This is a genomic window from Nocardioides sp. GCM10030259 (assembly GCF_042666375.1).
Classification (GTDB): domain Bacteria; phylum Actinomycetota; class Actinomycetes; order Propionibacteriales; family Nocardioidaceae; genus Nocardioides.
This window is the reverse complement of sequence record NZ_JBHTDF010000005.1, coordinates 430,793-448,035: the sequence shown is the minus strand read 5'-3', so window position 1 is coordinate 448,035 and position 17,243 is coordinate 430,793. Positions and strand designations below refer to the sequence as shown.

Here is a 17,243-nt window from a genome sequence, read left to right as displayed (position 1 = left end):
GACCCGGCGCAGCGCGTCCGGGCGCGACCCCCGATCAGGGCCCGACGCGCCCGGCGCACTAGGGTCGGGACCATGGCGGAATATGTCTTCACCCTGCGCAACGTGCGCAAGGCCCACGGTGACAAGGTCGTGCTCGACAACGTCACCCTCTCGTTCCTGCACGGCGCCAAGATCGGTGTCGTCGGACCGAACGGGACGGGCAAGTCCTCGCTGCTCAAGATCATGGCGCAGCTCGACCACCCCAACAACGGGGACGCCATCCTCGACCCCGACGCGACGGTCGGCATGCTCCAGCAGGAGCCGCCGCTGACCGAGGGCAAGACCGTGCTCGAGAACGTCGAGGAGGCGGCCGGCGAGATCAAGCGCAAGCTCGACCGCTACAACGAGATCTCCGAACTGCTCGCGGACCCCGACGCCGACTACGACGCGCTGCTCGCCGAGATGGGCGACCTGCAGACCGACCTCGACCACTCCAACGCGTGGGACCTCGACAGCCGGCTCGACCAGGCCATGGACGCGCTGCGGTGCCCGCCGCCGGACGCGCTGGTCGACAACCTGTCCGGTGGCGAGCGCCGCCGGGTCGCGCTCTGCAAGCTGCTGCTCCAGCAGCCCGACCTGCTGCTGCTCGACGAGCCCACCAACCACCTCGACGCCGAGTCGGTGCAGTGGCTCGAGGGCCACCTCGCGTCGTACCCCGGTGCCGTCCTCGCCGTCACCCACGACCGGTACTTCCTCGACAACGTCGCGCAGTGGATCCTCGAGCTCGATCGCGGCAAGACGCACCCGTACGAGGGCAACTACTCCACCTACCTGGAGACCAAGAAGGAGCGCCTCAAGATCGAGGGGCAGAAGGACGCCAAGCGCGCCAAGATGCTGGAGAAGGAGCTGGAGTGGGTCCGCTCCAACGCCAAGGCCCGGCAGACGAAGAGCCGATCGCGTCTCGCGCGCTACGAGGAGATGGCGGCCGAGGCCGACCGCGCCCGCAAGATCGACACCTCCGAGATCAACATCCCGGCGGGTCCGCGCCTCGGTGACGTGGTGCTCGAGGCCAAGGGCCTGAGCAAGGGCTTCGAGGGGCGCACCCTCATGCACGACCTGTCGTTCTCGCTGCCGCGCGCCGGCATCGTCGGGGTCATCGGCCCCAACGGCGTCGGCAAGACCACGCTCTTCCGGATGATCACCGGCACCGAGACGCCCGACAGCGGCGAGCTCAACGTCGGCCAGACCGTCAAGATCTCGTACGTCGACCAGAGCCGCGGCGGCATCGACCCCAACAAGAACGTCTGGGAGGTCGTCTCCGACGGACTGGACTTCATCAAGGTCGCGAACTTCGAGATGAACTCGCGCGCGTACGTCGCGTCGTTCGGCTTCAAGGGACCCGACCAGCAGAAGAAGGCCGGCGTCCTGTCGGGCGGCGAGCGCAACCGCCTCAACCTCGCGCTCACGCTGAAGATGGGTGGCAACCTGCTGCTGCTCGACGAGCCGACGAACGACCTCGACGTCGAGACCCTGTCCTCGCTCGAGGACGCCATCCTCGACTTCCCGGGCTGCGCCGTCGTGACGTCGCACGACCGGTGGTTCCTCGACCGGGTCGCGACCCACATCCTCGCGTGGGAGGGCGACGACGAGGACGACGCGAAGTGGTTCTGGTTCGAGGGCAACTTCGCGGCCTACGAGGAGAACAAGATCGAGCGTCTCGGCGCCGAGGCGGCCCGCCCGCACCGGGTCACCCACCGCCGCCTGACGCGCGACTGACCGACCTCGGGGTCGTGCCGCAGATGCGGCACAACCCCCGAGTTCTCGTGTGCGGGGGCGCGCGAGGGGCTAGCGTTCCCGATCGTGCCGATCGTCCGCGTGCTGGGGCCGACCGCGGTGACCACCGAGACCAGCGACGAGCTCGACCTGGGGGCTCCGCGCCACGCGGAGGTGCTGGCGATCCTGGCCGCGCACCGCGGCCGGGTCGTGCGCGCGGAGGCACTCGCCGACCTCATCTGGCGGGGAGACCCGCCGCGGACGGCGGCGACGACGCTGCAGGGGTACATCTCCCGGCTGCGTCGCGCGCTCGAGCCGGTGCGCGTGAGTGGCGGCGAGGCGACCACGGTCGTGACGGTCGGCGACGGCTACCGCCTCGACATGGACACCGACGCGGCCACGTTCGAGGCCGAGGTGCTGCGCGCCCGCGACCTCGTCACGACCCGTCCGTCGGAGGCGGCGCAGGTCCTCGCGGACGCGTTGGCGCTGTGGCGCGGACCCGCCCTCGTCGGGATCGCCGACGTCGACGCGATCGCCCCGGAGACCCAGCGGCTCGAGGAGCTGCGGGTAGTCGCGCGCGAGCTGCAGGCGCAGGCTCTGCTGGCGACGGGGGAGGACGCCTCGGTCGTGCCGGACCTGCGGCTGCTGGTCGCCGAGCACCCGCTGCGGGAGCGCGGTTCGGCGCTCCTGGCCCTCGCGCTCTACCGCTGCGGACGCCAGGCCGATGCGTTCGCCGTGCTGCGGGACCTGCGCGACCGGCTCGTGGAGGAGCTCGGCGTCGACCCGGGCCCGGAGATCGTCGAGCTCAACCAGCGGCTGCTCGACCAGGACCCGACCCTGTTCGCCCGCCCGGCGCGGCAGACGGCAGCGAGCTCCTTCGCCGGCCGGGTCGCCGAGCTCGACGCGTTGGCCCGCAGTTGGGAGCAGGCCTGCGCCGGCACCGTGACGACGGCTGTCGTGCGGGGCGAGGCCGGCATCGGCAAGACGAGCCTCGTGGAAGAGCTGGTCGCGCGGACCGGTGCCGACGTCCTCTGGGGCAGGTGCGTGGCGGACCCGGGAGCGCCGGCGTACTGGCCGTGGACCCAGGTCCTCGGCGACCTCCCGGCGACGCCGACGCTGGAGGCGGGACGGTTCGCGTTCGGGCTCGACGTCGGCGAGCGGCTGCGGCTGCTCACCCGTGAGCACGGGGCGATCGTCGTCCTCGACGACGCGCAGTGGGCCGACGCCGACTCGCTCGTCGTCCTCGACATCGCCCTTCACGCGCTGCGCGACACGCCCCTGTTGCTGGTCCTGACGTTGCGCGACGATCCGCCGCGCGCGCCCGACGAGCTCGGCCGGGTGCTGGGGTCCCTGGCCCGCCGCCCCCGCCATGTCGACCTGCGCCTGACGGGGCTCACCCTCGAGGAGGCGGCGCCGCTGCTCGCCGGTCGCCCGGGTGCCGGTGTCGAGGCAGCGCGGCTCATCGATCGCACCGGCGGCAATCCGTACTTCCTGCGCTCCCTGGCCGCGCTCGGTGACGACGCTCGGGTGCCGAGCGACGTGCGCGACGCGGTGCGGCAGCGCGTCGCCGCGCTCCCGGACGGCGGCGCGGAGCTCGTCGCCGCCCTCGCCCTGGCCGGGCGACCGGTCCCGCTGGTGGTCGCCGCGTCGGCGGCCGGCCAGTCCCTCGACTCGCTCGAGCGGCCGCTGGCCAGCGCGCTTCGCGGTGGGCTGGTCGACGAGCCCGAGCCGGGCCACTTGCGCCTCGCCCACGACCTCGTCCGCGAGGTCGTCGGGGAAGGCCTCGCGCCGACCGTGCGTACGGCGCTCCACACGCGCCTGGCGGACGCCTTCGCCCTCGGCGGAGTGGGGCTCGCGGCGGCGGTGGCCGAGCACCGGCTGGCCGCCGCGGCCGGGCTGCACGACGACCGGGCCGCCCGCGCGGGCCTGGACGCCGCGCGCGCCGCCCTGGCCAGCGCCGCCCTCGAGGACGCCGTCACCTGGGCACACCGGGGGCTCGCCTCCGCCGCCGACGAAGACCTGCGCGCCGACCTCCACCGGGTCGCCGGCGTCGCCTCGCGGCGGGCGGGGCGCCTGGAGGCGGCCGAGGCCGAGCTGCGTGAGGAGGCGGCCATCGCACGCCGCGGCGAGGACTGGGAGCGGCTCGCCGAGGCCGCCCTCGAGTCCACCCCGGGCGGGATCGGCGGCTACTGGTCGCTCTTCGGGCTCCCCCTCCTCGGCGACGCCACCCTGCTGGCGGAGGCCGTCACCCACCTCGACGCCGTCCCGCCGCCGCTGCGCGCGCGGCTGCTGGCCGCCGAGGCCACCCAGCTCATCGGCACCGACACGGCGGCGGCGGCCGCTCTCGCCGCCCGCGCACTGGACGAGGCCGGCGCCGACCGCGACGCCCGTGCCCGCGCGCTGGTCGCCCTCGTCCTCACGACGTGGACGCCGGCGACCGCCGGAGATCGGCTCGCCCGGGTCGAGGAGCTGCTCGCCACGTGTGCCCACGACCCCGGTCTCACCGCAACCGCGACCCATCTGCACCGCTGCGTCCTGCTCGAGCTCGGCCGCGTCGCCGAGTCGCGCCGCGTCGCGCGCCGGTTCACCGAGCTCGTCGACCGCACGGGCGACCCCGACCTCGCCCTGCTCGACCTCTGGTGGCGGGCGGGCCTCCACCTGCTGCGGGGCGAGAACGACGAGGCCCGTGCGCTTGCCTCCTCCGCCGCCGAGACCGCGGCGCTGGTGACGCCGGCCGCCGCCACGCTCGACCTGATCTCCCGCGCGACCGTCGACGGCGTCGGCGCGTGGCAGGAGGGACGGCTCCTCGACGTCGTGCCCGACGCCGCCCAGCTGGCGGTCGACGCCGCCCCTGACTTCCTGCTCGTCGTCGCCCTGGGCCACGCGGAGGCCGGGCACCACGGCATCGCGCTGCCCCTCATCGACCGGCTGCTCGCCGCGCCCCCGGTCGGCAACGTCCGCCTCGCCTGGACGATCATGCTCGCCTCCGCGCTGATCGCCCTGCGCGAGGGGGAGCGGCTCGAGGCCCTCCTGGGCGAGCTGCGCTCGTACGGCGACCGCATCATCGTGCTCTGGCCGGGCGACACCAGCCTCGGTCCGGCGCAGCTCTACCTCGGCGGCGCGCTCGCCGTCCGGGGAGAGCGTGCCGAGGCGCGCGAGGTCCTGACGGCGGCCCTGGCCCGGGCCGAGGCCGTCGGCGCCCGGCCGTACGCCGAGCGCGCCCGCGTGTTGCTCGCATCCCTGCCCGACTGACCTGGCAACGAGCCACCAGCGGGCCACCAGCGCACCACCAGCGCCGCCTCGGAGGCTGATCGCATCACCCGACTCTGAGATGGAGACCCTGATGCATCCCCTCACGCTGCGCCGCCTCAGCGGCTACGCCGCGATCGCCGCCGGACCGCTCTGCATCCTCGGCGGCATGCTGCACCCGATCGACGACGGGCATGCCCACAACGCCAGCGCCCTCGCCTCCGACCACACCCTCGGCTCGACCGCCCTCCTCGCCGGCACCGTGCTGCTCCTCGTCGGGCTGCCGGGTGTCTACGGCTGGGCAGCGCCACGGATGGGCAAGCTCGGCCTGGTCGGCTACCTGCTCTACTTCGTCGGCAACCTGCTCAACGCGATCCCGCACCTGGTGATCATGGGGTTCGCCGGCCACCACCTCGCCCACGAGCACCCCGAGGTGATCGCCGACAACGAGGTCATCCTCGACGCGCCCGCCTTCGAGGTCGAGCAGGTCGTCACCGGCTTCGGCTTCATCCTCGGCCTGCTGCTCTTCTCGATCGCCCTGGTGCGCGCGCAGGGGATGCCGAGGTGGATCGGCTGGGTCGGCGTGGCGTCGGCGCTCATCCTGTTCGTGCCGTTGCCGGTGGTGCCGGTCCTGACCGGGCTGCAGATCGAGCTGCTGCGCGGCGTGCTGATCGTCGCGCTCGGCGTGCTCACCGTGCGCTCGGTGCGGCCGGGTCCCGGGAGCGAGCGCGACGACCGGGCGGCCTCGGTGCCCGCGGCCGCCCGATGACCGTCCTGGTCATCGGCGCCACCGGACCGACGGGCGAGGAGGTGATGACCGCCCTCCTCGCCCGTGCCGTCGAGGTGCGGGCCATGGTGCGCGGGTCGGACTGCGCCTCGCGCCTCCCCGGTGGCGTCGTCCCCCGGATCGGCGACCTGGCCGACCCGGCGACGGTGACGGAGGCGGCCGCCGGCGTCCGTGCGGTCGTCTACGTCGGCGCCGACGGAAGCCCCGAGGGCCGGGCGGCTCTCGGGGTGGTCGCGGCGGTGTGTGCTGCGGCGCGCACGATGCTCGTCGTGGTGGAGAACGACGATCACGAGCAATGGATCGCCGCGGTCATCGCCCGCGAGGAGCAGGCTCGCGCCACAACCGGCGCCTCCTCGATTAGGCTCGGAGCAGATTCCAGGAGGTGAGCTCCATGGGCCTGGCCGACACCGCGATCCGCGGAGTCATCGACAGGATGGCGTTCCGTGCGAGCGCCGCGCCCTACCTGCTGGTGGACACGGACTTCCGCATCCGGGCGGCCAACGCGGCCTACGAGCGTGCGACCCTCCAGGCGGCGTCCGACATGGTGGGGGAGTTCATGTTCGAGGTGTTCCCCGACAACCCGGCCACGCCTGAGGCGCGCGGGGTCGAGCGTCTCGGCCAGTCGTTCGAGCAGGCCCTCGTGTCCGGCGTGCCGGATCGGATGGCGCTGCAGCGGTACGACGTGCGTGACCCGGTGACGGGAACGTACGTCGACAAGAGCTGGCTCCCCACCAACTCACCGATCCGCGATCCCGACGGCCGCACGGTCGGCGTCCTCCACCATGTCGAGGACGTGACGCACCTCCTGGTCGCCACGGCGCTCGAGCGCCACCTCGTCGCGCCGACCGACCAGACCGACCCGGCCGGGGCGCGGCCGCTGGGCGAGACCAGCGGCCTCGTCGAGGCGCTGCGCCAGGACGCCACCGCGCGGCGGGTGCGCGCCGAGATGCTGACCGATCAGTCCCGCCGGGCGTTGGAGCGGATGTCACGACGGATCGAGTCGGACGGGGACGCCTGGGGTCCTGCAGCGCAGCCCCCGGGCTAGCTCCGGCGGATCTCCATCTCGGGGTGGGCCTCGACGAGGTTGTCGGAGACCGCGTTCATCACCCGGCCGAGCGCGAGGAAGTCCTCGCGGCTGGCGAGGTCGACGAGGTGCTCGCGGACGCCGCTGACGTGGACCGGAGCGGTCCGGGACAGCAGGTCGTAGCCCTTGGCGGTCATGCTCGCGACGACGCCGCGGCCGTCGTCGGGGGAGCTGCTCCGGACCACCAGACCGGCCTTCTCCATGCGGGTCACCGTGTGCGTGACACGGCTGCGACTGTGCGCGAGTGCGTCGGCGAGCTGGGCCATCCGCATCTGTCGGTCCTCGCGCTCCGAGAGCCGGACGAGGATCTCGTACTCCACCAGTGAGAGCTCGCAGCAGCGGCGCAGGTCGTCGTCGAGGCGGTCGAGGAGCAGGGTCATGCCCATGAGCAGCGCGCGCCAGGATCGCTGCTCCTCCTCGTCCAGCCACTTGGTCCGGCCGTCTCCCGAGTCGATCACCCTTGGCACTATAGGGCGGCGCCGACGGCTGTCGGTGGCGTGACGCACGATGGGACCATGACCAGGTCGACGAGCGTGACACGCGAGCAGGTGCTGCGGTTCCGCGTCGCCGCGCAGCAGCTCGACCGCGCGGGATCCCACTCCGACGCCGCGATCCTCGACCTCGGGGTCCAGGACACCGGGCCCGACGGCGTCCAGTGGGCGCTGGGGATCCGGGGCACCCAGGTGCCCGATGCCGACCTCGTCCTCGCCTGGAGCCTGCGCGGCGCGCCGCACGCCTATCGCCGGGCGGAGGCGGCGCAGGTGGCGGCCGCGGTCGCCCCGTGGAGCGATGCCGACGCCGCCAAGCGGATCTTCGACGCGGCCCGACCGCTCAAGCAGGCCGGCATCCCCGTGCGCGTGGCACTCGACCACATCGCGGGCGAGATGCGCGACATCGCGGCGCAGCCGGTCGCGAAGGGCGACATGTCGAGCGAGCTCACGGCACGTCTCGACGAGCCCTACCTCCGGTGGTGCAACCCGTGCCAGGCGACCCACACCTACGAGCAGCCGTTCCGGCTGTCCGCACTCCAGGCGGGGCTGGAGCTCCAGCCCGGCACGTCCCCACCCGTCCTGCACCGCATCCCGGGCTGGCGCGGGCCGGCGAGGTCCGTCCCCGCCCACCTCGACCCCGTGCGCGCCGCTCTCCGCCTCCTGGGCCCGGCCGACCCGAAGCTGGTTGCGGGGTACGTCGACAGCCCCGTCAAGGAGGTCAGGGCGCACTGGCCCGACGACGTCGTACCCGTCCTCGTCGACGGGCGGGAGCTCGACGTGCTCGCCGACGACCTCGACGCGCTCGCCGACCCGCCCGGCAGCGGCGCCGTCCGGCTGCTGGGGCCGTTCGACCTCTTCCTCCAGGGCCGCGACCGCGACCTGGTCGTGCCGGACGAGACGGCACGCAAGGACCTCTGGCGCACCCTCGGTCGCCCTGGCGGCGTGCTGGCCGGCGGCGAGGTCGTCGGCTCCTGGCGCCCGCGCAGCAAGGGCAGGAGGCTCAGGCTCGCGGTGACGATGTGGGACGGCGGCGCAGTGCCGGCCGGCGTCGCCGACGAAGCAGAACGCCTGGCCGCGTTCCGCGGCCAGGCGTTCGAGGGTTGGGAGAGCTGAGGGTCAGAGTCGCTCGAGGATCAGCGCCATGCCCTGACCGCCGCCCACGCACATGGTGATCAGGCCGGTGGTCTTGTCGTGCCAGTCGAGCGAGTTGAGCATCGTGTTCTGCAGCCGCGCGCCGGTCATGCCGAACGGGTGGCCGACCGCGATCGCGCCGCCGTTGACGTTCAGCCGGTCGAGGTCGATGCCGAGGTCCTGGTACGACGGCACGACCTGGGCCGCGAACGCCTCGTTGATCTCGACGAGGTCGATGTCGCCGATGCTCATGCCCGCGTGGGCCAGGGCCCGCTTCGTCGCCTCGACCGGGCCGAGGCCCATGATCTCGGGGGAGAGGCCGGAGACGCCCGTCGAGACGATCCGCGCGAGCGGCTTCAGGCCGAGCTCCGCAGCCTTGGTGTCCGACATGATGACGACCGATGCCGCGCCGTCGTTGAGCGCGCAGCAGTTGCCCGCGGTGACCACGCCGTCGGGGCGGAAGACGGGCTTGAGGTCCTTGATGCCGTCGTAGGTCACGCCGGCGCGCGGGCCGTCGTCCTTGCTGACGACCGTGCCGCTCGGCGTGGTGACCGGGGTGATCTCGCGCTCCCAGAAGCCGTCGTTGATCGCCTTCTCGGCGAGGTTCTGCGACCGCACGCCGAACTCGTCGAGCTCCTGGCGGCTCAGGCCGCGCAACCGGGCGACGTTCTCGGCGGTCTGGCCCATCGCGATGTAGACGTCGGGCAGCAGGCCGTCCTCGCGCGGGTCGTGCCAGTCCTGCCCGCCCTCGGCGGTCTTGTCGGTGCGCGCCTTGGCCTCGTCGAACTCGTGGTTGTGGGTGTCGGGCCAGTGGTCCGAGGTGCCCTTGGCGAACCGCGACACGGTCTCGACGCCCGACGAGATGAACACGTCGCCCTCGCCCGCCTTGATCGCGTGGAAGGCCATCCGCGTGGTCTGCACCGAGGAGGAGCAGTAGCGGGTGATCGTCGCGCCCGGCACGTCGTCGAGGCCGTTGAGCACGTTGACCACGCGCGCCATGTTGTTGCCGGACTCGCCGCCCGGGAGGCCGCAGCCGAGGTAGTGGTCGTCGATCGTCGTCGGGTCGAGGGCCGGGATCTTGTCCAGCGCCGCCTTCACGATGAACGCCGTCAGGTCGTCCGGACGGAACTCGGTCATCGAGCCCTTGTTGGCGCGGCCGATGGGCGTGCGGGCCGCGGAAACGATGACTGCCTCGGGCATGGACACTCCTTGAAGACGAGGGCGTTCGGGTCGGTGCTGCTGCCGGCCTCACACTAGACCGTGTTCCAGTTCTGGCTCGTGCGGCGTTGGTCACGCCTCCGCGGACGCGTCCTGGTCGGCGACGCCGGCCAGCGAGGAGCCCAGCAGCTCCAGTGAGCGCTCGAGGAACTCCCGGCGCGTGCCTGCTGGCCTGAGCAGCGCGGCGAGCAACAGCCCGTCGTAGGACGCCACCAGCGCCTCGGCCCGCTCCGCGCCGTGCTCCTTGCCGGCCGCGGTCAGGATCGTGTCGACGATGGTCACCAGCTGGGCGCGGTGGTCGGCGAGCAGCTGGGCGAGCTCGGCGTCGCGGCTCGCGGCCATCGTGAGCTCGAGCCGCGCGACCAGGAGCTCGCGCTGGTCGAGCCACCGCAGGAAGAGCTCCAGGGCGCTCTGCATGCCCGCGTCGTCGTCGGGTCCGCAGCTGCGGATGTGCTCCGCCAGCCGGTCGACGTCGGCGAGCAGCGCGTCGGCGACGTACTCGGTCAGCGCCGCCTGGAGTGCGCTGCGGGTGCGCCAGTACGCCGAGCAGCTGCCCTCGGCCAGGCCCGCGCGGCGGTCGACGGCGCGGTGGGTGAGGCCCTTGAGCCCCTCGTCGGCGATGACGTGCAGCGCGGCGTCGAGCAGCTCGCGGCGTCGCGGCGACAGGGGCGTCGCGACGACGGAGGCGTCGGTGCTGCTGGGTGACACGTCGCTCCCTCGGCTCGGTCTGTGACTGGTGACACTACCCCGCGATCTTGGCGCCGTTTGGAGGGCCGGAGTACCTTTCTACATCAGTAGACAACAGATGTAGAAAGGCACTGCCATGATCCTCGTCAACGGCACCATCGCCGCTCTTGCCATCGCGTTCATCGTCCTGGCGACGATCGTCGGCGTCGTCGCCCTCGGCGCCCTCGTCAGCGTCGTCGCGAGCAGCCGCAAGGAGCGCCTGGCTCGGCACGAGTCGCTCCGCACCTACTACCGCGGTCTCGTCGCCAGCCACTGACCGCGGACGCACCTCCGGCGTCTGGCAGCATCGGGGGCGTGCGACACCGCTACGAGTGTCCGATGCGGTGGGCCGACATGGACCAGCTCGGGCACGTCAACAACGTCGTCTACGTGGACTACCTCCAGGAGGCCCGCGTGGACATGCTCCGCACCCACGGTCCGGCCGTCTCCAGCACCGGCGCGCTGGCCGAGGGGGTCGTGGTCGTCCGCCACGAGGTCACCTACGTCTCGCCGCTGCACTTCGGGTTCCGGCCCGTCAGCATCGAGTCGTGGGTGACCGAGATCCGGGCCGCGACGTTCACGATCGCGTACGAGATCTTCCACGAGGACGCGGCCGGGGAGCGCCGGGTCTACGCACGCGCGAAGACCGTGCTCACGCCCTACCTCTTCGCCACCGAGCGCCCGCGCCGGCTCGGTGACCGGGAGCGCGAGTCGCTCTCCCTCTTCCTGGAGCCCGAGGAGTCGGCGCGGCGGCCACCGCTGCCGGCCGGGCATCCCGAGCGCGCGCTGCACTACCCGGTGCAGGTGCGCTTCTCCGACGTCGACGTCTACGGCCACGTCAACAACGTCAAGTACTTCGAGTACTTCCAGGAGGCCCGCATCTCCGGCTTCGCCCGGACGTGGGACGGCCTCGACCCGGTCACGCTCGTCGTCGCCCAGACCGACGTCGACTACCGCGTGCCGATCCTCTTCCGCCCCGAGGCGTACGACGCGTGGACGTGGGTCGTCCACGTCGGGCAGCGCTCCGCGACGCTCGAGTCGGTGATCAGCGACGGCGACACCGTGCTCGCCCGCGCTCGGGTCACGATCGTGTTCTTCGACGGCGCCATCGAGCGCTCGACGGCGCCCGGCGACGCCTACCTCGACCGGCTGCGGGAGCTGCTGCCGACCTGAGCCTGAGCGGTCACTCGAAGGTGTTGACCATGAACTGGGCGGCGTGCGTGACGTACTCCCAGAACTGCCGGTCCTGCTCCGGCGTCAGCTTCGCCTCGTCGAGCCCCGCGCGGAAGTGGCGGAGCCAGTGCTCCTTGGCCTCCGGCGTCACGGCGAACGGCGCGTGCCGCATCCGCAGCCGCGGGTGCCCCCGGTTGTCGGAGTACGTCGTGGGGCCGCCCCAGTACTGCACGAGGAAGTGCAGGAAGCGCTCCTCGGCCGGCCCGAGGTCCTCCTCGGGGTACATCGGGCGGAGCACTGGATCCTCCGCGACGCCTTCGTAGAACTTCGCGACGATCCGCTGGAAGGTCTCGAAGCCGCCGATCTCCTCGTAGAACGTCGTCACCCGTCCATTCTGACGGTGGCACGGTGAGGTCCCCACATCGGCGTGCAAGACTCGCGACGAAGGTCTTCCGAGCACACGCACCGTCACCAGTACGAGGAGTGATCAGCACATGCCCACGACCCGCACCGCCACCACCCACTGGGAGGGCACCCTGTTCGAGGGCGCCGGCCAGGTCACGCTGGAGTCCTCCGGCATCGGCACCTACGACGTCTCCTGGCCCTCGCGTGCGGAGGAGGCGAACGGCAAGACCAGCCCCGAGGAGCTGATCGCGGCCGCGCACTCGTCCTGCTTCTCGATGGCGTTCTCCAACGGCCTCGCCAAGGCGGGCACGCCGGCGACGTCGCTCGACACCCAGGCGGCCGTCGAGTTCACGCCCGGCACCGGCATCACCGGCATCAAGCTGACCGTCCGCGGCGTCGTCGAGGGCATCAGCAACGACGACTTCGTCGCGGCCGCCGAGGCTGCCAAGGAGGGCTGCCCGGTCAGCCAGGCGCTCACCGGCACCACGATCACGCTGGACGCCGCGCTGTCCTGATCAGCGGTGAGGTCCGCGGCGCCGGTGCCCTCAGCCTCCGGCGGGCTCTTCCCCAGCAGGGGAGGAGCCCGCCTCCGTCTTCGGGGGCGTGTCGGGCGTCGGCTGGTCCCGGTGCCAGATGACGCGCTGCGGGAGCGCGATCTCGATGCCCTCGTGGTCGAAGCGCGCCTTGATGCGCTGCCGCAGCGCGCGCGCCACGCCCCACTGCTCCATGGGTGCGGTCTTCAGCAGCACCCGCAGGGTGATGCCGTCGGGGGTGAACATCTCGACGCCGGTGACCTCAGGCTCCTCGATGACCAGGCCGCGGAAGTCCTCGTCCTCCCACAGGCCGTGGGCGAGCTCCTTCAGCACGCCCTCCACGCGAGGGATGTCCTCGTGGTAGCCGATGTTGACGTCGACGACCGCGCGGGACCAGTTCTGGCTCATGTTGCCGACGCGCAGGATCTCGCCGTTGGGGACGTACCAGACCGTGCCGTTGAGGTCGCGCAGCCGGGTGACCCGGAGGCTGACGGCCTCCACTGTGCCGCTGGCCTCCCCGACGTCGACCACGTCACCCACGCCGTACTGGTCCTCGAAGATCATGAAGATGCCGGACAGGAAGTCCTTCACGAGCGACTGCGCGCCGAAGCCGAGCGCCAGGCCGATGATGCCGGCGGAGGCGATGATCGGCGCGATGTTCACGCCGAGCTCGCTGAGGGCCATGGTGCCGAAGATCGCGATGAGCAGCCCGGTGATGACGCTCTTGAGCAGGCTGCCCATCGTCTTGGCGCGCTGGACCCGGCGGGTCTGCGTGGCGAGGTCTCGCGCCTCGGCGTTGCGGGCCGCCTTGCCACGCAGGCCGAACCTGCTCATCTTGTCCGGGAGCACGCCGTCCTCGGCGCGCGCCACGAGCCGGTCCACCACCCGGTGCAGGGCCCAGCGGACGACCACGAACAGGATCAGCAGCCACAGCAGCGCCAGCGGCTTGCCGATCACGACGTCGGAGATGTTCGCGAGGGTCTGGTTGCCGGTCCAGTCCTCGACGACGTCGCACACCTGCTCGCCGGTCTCGCAGGGATCGCTCATCTGGAAGCCGAACATGGGCCCCATGTCTACCGCACCGGGGCAAGACCGTGGGGCTCACCCTCGGGCCGGTCCGGCGGCCCTGACCCGATACCATCCTCACGTGACCACGAAGCTCGCCCGCCGCGTCCGTCGTACCTCCGTCGCGCTCCTCGCCGGGGCTCTCGTCCTCGCCGCCGGCGCGCCGGCCGGTGCCGACGTGCCCGAGGGCTGGGCTCCCCCCACCGAGGTCGACCCGGTCGAGGCGGTGCTCCTGCTCGCGGGCGTCCCGCTGCTGATCTTCCTGGTGATCACCGCGCTCGTGGTGATCCCCGGCATCGTCAAGGGCGAGCGGTTCACGCCGGGCGGCCACGCCACCCAGGACCAGTGGTTCGGCGGCCCGCGCTCCGGCACCGCCCAGCTGCCCGCCCCGGACGGCGAGGAGTCGAAGGCGGGTGGCGCAAGTGGGCGTTGGTGAGTTCAACGCCGCCGAGCGCTTCCAGATCGACGAGGCGATCCGCAAGGCGGAGCAGGACTCCCGGTTCGAGTTCAGCGTCTTCGTCGGTCGCTCGAGCGCTGACCCCCGCGCCTTCGCCACGCAGCTGCACAACTCCCTGGTCGCACCCGAGCGCAGCATCCTGATCATGCTCGACCCCGCGTCGCGCTTCCTCGAGATCGTCACCGGTGGCGTCGTGCGCCGAGCGCTGACCGACCACGAGGTCGAGCTCACCGCGCTGCAGATGGAGTCGTCGTTCGCCGCCGGCGACCTCGTCGGCGGCCTCCGCCGCGGCGTCCAGATGCTGGCCGACCACGCCCGCACCCCCGACACGCTTCACGCCGAGCAGGCCTGAGCCGATCCCCGACTCGCCCGGGTCGCGGGTGGCGGTGGCTCAGCCACCTTTTTGGGCCGCGAGACGGTGGATCTCCCACCGCCGACCCGGCCCAAGTCGGCGCGTCGGTTTCCCCGGCGAACCGGGGAAACCTGCAGGCCGCGACGATCAGCCCTGGGCATCTCTCGCCTGGGCGGCGAGGGCGCGGACGACGTCGGCCCGGCCCTCGTGGACGTAGCGCTTGGCGGCGGGGTTGGCCTGCGTCGACGCGAGCCACGAGTCGACCCGGTCGAGCAGGTGCTGGCCGGCCAGCGGGCGCGGGAAGATGAACTCCAGGGCGGTCGAGGCGCGCTGGGTGCCCTTCTCCTCCCACATCGTCTCCGCGGCGGCGAGGTACTTCTCGACGTACGGCGCGAGCACCTGGTCCTGGCCGAACCGCTGGAACGCGAGCACCACGCTGCGCTGGGTCTCGTTGGCGACGTCGTCGCGCACCATCGCGAGCTCCCACGCCTCGGCCTTGGCCTCGGCCGTCGGGCGGGACGCCCGGGCCGCGGCGGCGTTCTCCTGGCCGGAGATGGTGTTGTCGGCGGCGGCCTCGGCCTCGATGCGGCCGCCCTCGCGGCCGTTGACGGCGAGCGCGGTGACCAGCGACCAGCGCAGGTCCTGGTCGATCGCGAGGCCCTCGACCGTGAGGTCGCCGTCGAGCAGCGCCTCGAGGTCGGCGATCGCCTGCTCGCTGTGCGCGACGGCGGCGTAGGTCCGCGCGAACGTGAGCTGCTGGTCGCTGCCGGGTTCGGCCGCGAGCAGCAGCTCGCGCAGGCCGGTCTCGTACCGAGCGCGCAGCGCCGGGCGGTTGGCGGGTGCGGAGAACAGATTCACGGCCTGCAGCGCATTGGTCGGGATCCGGCTGACGCCCCACGGGTCGGTCTCGGCGCCGATGTTGGCGAGCACGAGCGCGACGTAGTCGGTCGCCGCCATCTCGGCGTCGCGGGTCATGTCCCACGCGGCGCCCCACACGAGCGCCCGGGCCAGCGAGTCGTCGAGCTTCGACAGCCCGGCGACGACGGTGGCGAGCGACCGCTCGTCGAGGCGGATCTTGGCGTAGGTCAGGTCGCCCTCGTTGAGGAGCAGGAGGTCGGGCTGCTGCTCACCGACCAGCTCAGCGACCTGGGTGCTCGCGCCCTCGACGTCGATCTCGAACGACGACCGGCGCACGAGGCGGCCGTCGACCTCGTCGTAGAGGCCGATGCCGATCCGGTGCCGGCGCAGCGTCGGCCAGTCGGGGTGCGCGGTCTGGGTGACGGAGAAGGACGTGTAGCGGCCGTCGGCGTCCAGCTCGAACGCCGGGGCGAGGGTGTTCACGCCGGCGGTCTGGAGCCACTCGGCGGCCCACCCGGTGAGCTCGCGGCCGGAGGACTTCTCGAGCGCGGCGAGCAGGTCGCTGAACTCGGAGTTCGAGTACTCGAAGTCCTTGAAGTACTGGCGCAGGCCCTGCAGGAACGGCTCGAGGCCGACCCAGGCGACCAGCTGCTTGAGCACCGCCGCGCCCTTGGCGTAGGTGATCATGTCGAAGTTCACCTCGACCGCACGCAGGTCGTGGTTGTCGGCGGCGATCGGGTGGGTGCTCGGCATCTGGTCCTGCCGGTAGCCCGTCTGCTTGCGGGCGTTGGCGAAGCCGGTCCAGGCGTCGGTGAACTCCGTGGCCTCGACCTCGGCGTGGTAGCAGGCCCACTCGGCGAACGACTCGTTCAGCCAGAGGTCGTCCCACCACTTCATGGTCACGAGGTCGCCGAACCACATGTGGGCCATCTCGTGCAGGATCACCGAGCAGCGGAACTCGTAGAACGAGCGCGGCTGGCGGCTGCGGGGGAGGTACTCGTCGCGCAGCGTGACGCAGCCGGCGTTCTCCATCGCGCCCATGTTGTACTCCGGCACGTAGAGCTGGTCGTACTTGCCGAACGGATAGGGGTAGTCGAAGACGTCCTCGAAGAACTCGAAGCCCTGCTCGGTCAGCTTCACCAGCTCGTCGACGTCGAGGTGCTCGACCAGTGACTGACGGCAGTAGTGGCCGAGCGGGATGTCGCCGTGCTTGCCCTGGTAGACGTGTTGGACCTCGTGATACTCACCGGCGACGATCGCGGTGATGTACGTCGACATCGGCTTGGTCGGCGCGAACCGCCAGACGGCCTTGCCGTCGGCGGCGCCCTCCGGCTCGGGAGTGGGTGAGTTGGAGACGACCTTCCAGTGGTCGGGCGCGGTCACCGTGAACGTGAACGGCGCCTTGAGGTCGGGCTGCTCGAACGTCGTGTAGACGCGCCGGGCGTCCGGCACCTCGAACTGCGAGTAGAGGTAGACGCGGTCGTCGACCGGGTCGACGAAGCGGTGCAGACCCTCGCCGGTGCGCGAGTAGGTGCAGTCCGCGCGCACCACGAGCTCGTTGTCGGCCTGCAGGCCGGGGAGCGCGATGCGGCTGTCGGCGTACGCCGTGGCCGGGTCGAGCGACTCACCGTTGAGCGTGATCTCGTGGACCGTCGCGTCGACCAGGTCCGCGAACGTCTCCGCGCCGGGCTCGGCACAGGTGAAGCGGATGGTCGTGGTCGATCCGAACGTCTTCTCGCCAGTCGTGAGATCCAGGTCGATGGAGTACGACGTGACGTCCAGGAGTGCGGCGCGGGTAGCGGCCTCGTCCCTCGTCAGGTTGGTTCCGGGCATGCGGTGCATCCTGCCACCCGGGGTGTCCGCCGGTGAAAAGGCGGCACCGGCACGATGGGCCCGTGAGCGAGCGCGGCCCGGTCGCGCACGTCGCGATGATGCGCGAGGAGCTGGTGCGGCGCCCCGGCC

The 17,243-nt window shown here is 72.1% G+C and carries 17 protein-coding genes; 11 read left to right on the top strand and 6 right to left on the bottom strand.

Annotation, left to right across the window (positions count from 1 at the left end; genetic code table 11):
• The first annotated feature begins 72 nt into the window (after positions 1–72).
• The 5 genes from ettA to ACFQQI_RS06670 all read left to right on the top strand — a co-directional run bounded on the left by ettA (position 73) and on the right by ACFQQI_RS06670 (position 6,833).
• On the top strand, positions 73–1,755 hold the full coding sequence (gene ettA / locus ACFQQI_RS06690; RefSeq protein WP_378559774.1) for an energy-dependent translational throttle protein EttA: 1,683 nt from the start codon (positions 73–75) through the stop codon (positions 1,753–1,755).
• Positions 1,756–1,839: 84 nt separating this feature from the next.
• Positions 1,840–5,004 (top strand): BTAD domain-containing putative transcriptional regulator, encoded by a 3,165-nt coding sequence (locus tag ACFQQI_RS06685; RefSeq protein WP_378559771.1) that lies wholly within the window; start codon positions 1,840–1,842, stop codon positions 5,002–5,004.
• Positions 5,005–5,095: 91 nt separating this feature from the next.
• Positions 5,096–5,770, top strand: a complete 675-nt coding sequence (locus ACFQQI_RS06680; protein ID WP_378559768.1) for a hypothetical protein — start codon at positions 5,096–5,098, stop codon at positions 5,768–5,770.
• Positions 5,767–6,174: an SDR family oxidoreductase gene (locus ACFQQI_RS06675; protein ID WP_378559765.1), complete on the top strand. Its 408-nt coding sequence runs from the start codon at positions 5,767–5,769 to the stop codon at positions 6,172–6,174. Before ACFQQI_RS06680 ends, ACFQQI_RS06675 begins: the two co-directional genes overlap by 4 nt.
• Before the next feature lie 5 nt (positions 6,175–6,179).
• Positions 6,180–6,833: a PAS domain-containing protein gene (locus tag ACFQQI_RS06670; protein ID WP_378559891.1), complete on the top strand. Its 654-nt coding sequence runs from the start codon at positions 6,180–6,182 to the stop codon at positions 6,831–6,833.
• On the opposite strand, the gene ACFQQI_RS06665 is transcribed toward ACFQQI_RS06670, so the two are convergent.
• Entirely contained in the window at positions 6,830–7,330 is a 501-nt protein-coding gene (locus ACFQQI_RS06665) for a MarR family winged helix-turn-helix transcriptional regulator (protein ID WP_378559762.1), read from the bottom strand. The genes ACFQQI_RS06670 and ACFQQI_RS06665 overlap by 4 nt on opposite strands.
• A 57-nt stretch (positions 7,331–7,387) precedes the next feature.
• On the opposite strand from ACFQQI_RS06665, the gene ACFQQI_RS06660 reads away from it, so the two are divergent.
• Positions 7,388–8,476, top strand: coding sequence for a DNA glycosylase AlkZ-like family protein (locus ACFQQI_RS06660; protein ID WP_378559759.1), 1,089 nt, complete (start codon positions 7,388–7,390; stop codon positions 8,474–8,476).
• A gap of 3 nt (positions 8,477–8,479) precedes the next feature.
• Here ACFQQI_RS06660 and ACFQQI_RS06655 read toward each other — a convergent pair whose 3' ends face one another.
• Both ACFQQI_RS06655 and ACFQQI_RS06650 read right to left on the bottom strand, forming a co-directional pair.
• Positions 8,480–9,694, bottom strand: a complete 1,215-nt coding sequence (locus tag ACFQQI_RS06655) for an acetyl-CoA C-acetyltransferase (protein WP_378559756.1) — start codon at positions 9,692–9,694, stop codon at positions 8,480–8,482.
• 90 nt (positions 9,695–9,784) lie between these two features.
• Complete coding sequence (locus ACFQQI_RS06650; protein ID WP_378559753.1) at positions 9,785–10,420, bottom strand: TetR/AcrR family transcriptional regulator; 636 nt, start codon at positions 10,418–10,420, stop codon at positions 9,785–9,787.
• A gap of 115 nt (positions 10,421–10,535) precedes the next feature.
• On the opposite strand from ACFQQI_RS06650, the gene ACFQQI_RS06645 reads away from it, so the two are divergent.
• Positions 10,536–10,715: a hypothetical protein gene (locus tag ACFQQI_RS06645; RefSeq protein WP_378559751.1), complete on the top strand. Its 180-nt coding sequence runs from the start codon at positions 10,536–10,538 to the stop codon at positions 10,713–10,715.
• A gap of 62 nt (positions 10,716–10,777) precedes the next feature.
• A complete protein-coding gene (locus tag ACFQQI_RS06640; RefSeq protein ID WP_378559748.1) occupies positions 10,778–11,611 on the top strand; it encodes an acyl-CoA thioesterase in 834 nt (277 codons plus the stop codon).
• Between the two features lie 10 nt (positions 11,612–11,621).
• Here ACFQQI_RS06640 and ACFQQI_RS06635 read toward each other — a convergent pair whose 3' ends face one another.
• The gene (locus ACFQQI_RS06635; protein WP_378559745.1) at positions 11,622–11,996 is read right to left on the bottom strand and encodes a globin; all 375 of its coding nucleotides are present in this window, start codon (positions 11,994–11,996) and stop codon (positions 11,622–11,624) included.
• A gap of 109 nt (positions 11,997–12,105) precedes the next feature.
• On the opposite strand from ACFQQI_RS06635, the gene ACFQQI_RS06630 reads away from it, so the two are divergent.
• Positions 12,106–12,531, top strand: a complete 426-nt coding sequence (locus tag ACFQQI_RS06630; protein WP_378559742.1) for an OsmC family protein — start codon at positions 12,106–12,108, stop codon at positions 12,529–12,531.
• Positions 12,532–12,561: 30 nt separating this feature from the next.
• Here the strand turns inward: ACFQQI_RS06630 and ACFQQI_RS06625 are convergent, their stop codons facing one another.
• Positions 12,562–13,596, bottom strand: coding sequence for a mechanosensitive ion channel family protein (locus ACFQQI_RS06625; protein WP_378559739.1), 1,035 nt, complete (start codon positions 13,594–13,596; stop codon positions 12,562–12,564).
• A gap of 100 nt (positions 13,597–13,696) precedes the next feature.
• On the opposite strand from ACFQQI_RS06625, the gene ACFQQI_RS06620 reads away from it, so the two are divergent.
• The gene (locus ACFQQI_RS06620) at positions 13,697–14,050 is read left to right on the top strand and encodes a hypothetical protein (RefSeq protein WP_378559736.1); all 354 of its coding nucleotides are present in this window, start codon (positions 13,697–13,699) and stop codon (positions 14,048–14,050) included.
• The gene (locus ACFQQI_RS06615; protein WP_378559733.1) at positions 14,037–14,423 is read left to right on the top strand and encodes a DUF5130 family protein; all 387 of its coding nucleotides are present in this window, start codon (positions 14,037–14,039) and stop codon (positions 14,421–14,423) included. Before ACFQQI_RS06620 ends, ACFQQI_RS06615 begins: the two co-directional genes overlap by 14 nt.
• Positions 14,424–14,570: 147 nt before the next feature.
• On the opposite strand, the gene pepN is transcribed toward ACFQQI_RS06615, so the two are convergent.
• Positions 14,571–17,114: an aminopeptidase N gene (pepN, locus tag ACFQQI_RS06610; RefSeq protein WP_378559730.1), complete on the bottom strand. Its 2,544-nt coding sequence runs from the start codon at positions 17,112–17,114 to the stop codon at positions 14,571–14,573.
• Between the last annotated feature and the right edge of the window lie 129 nt (positions 17,115–17,243).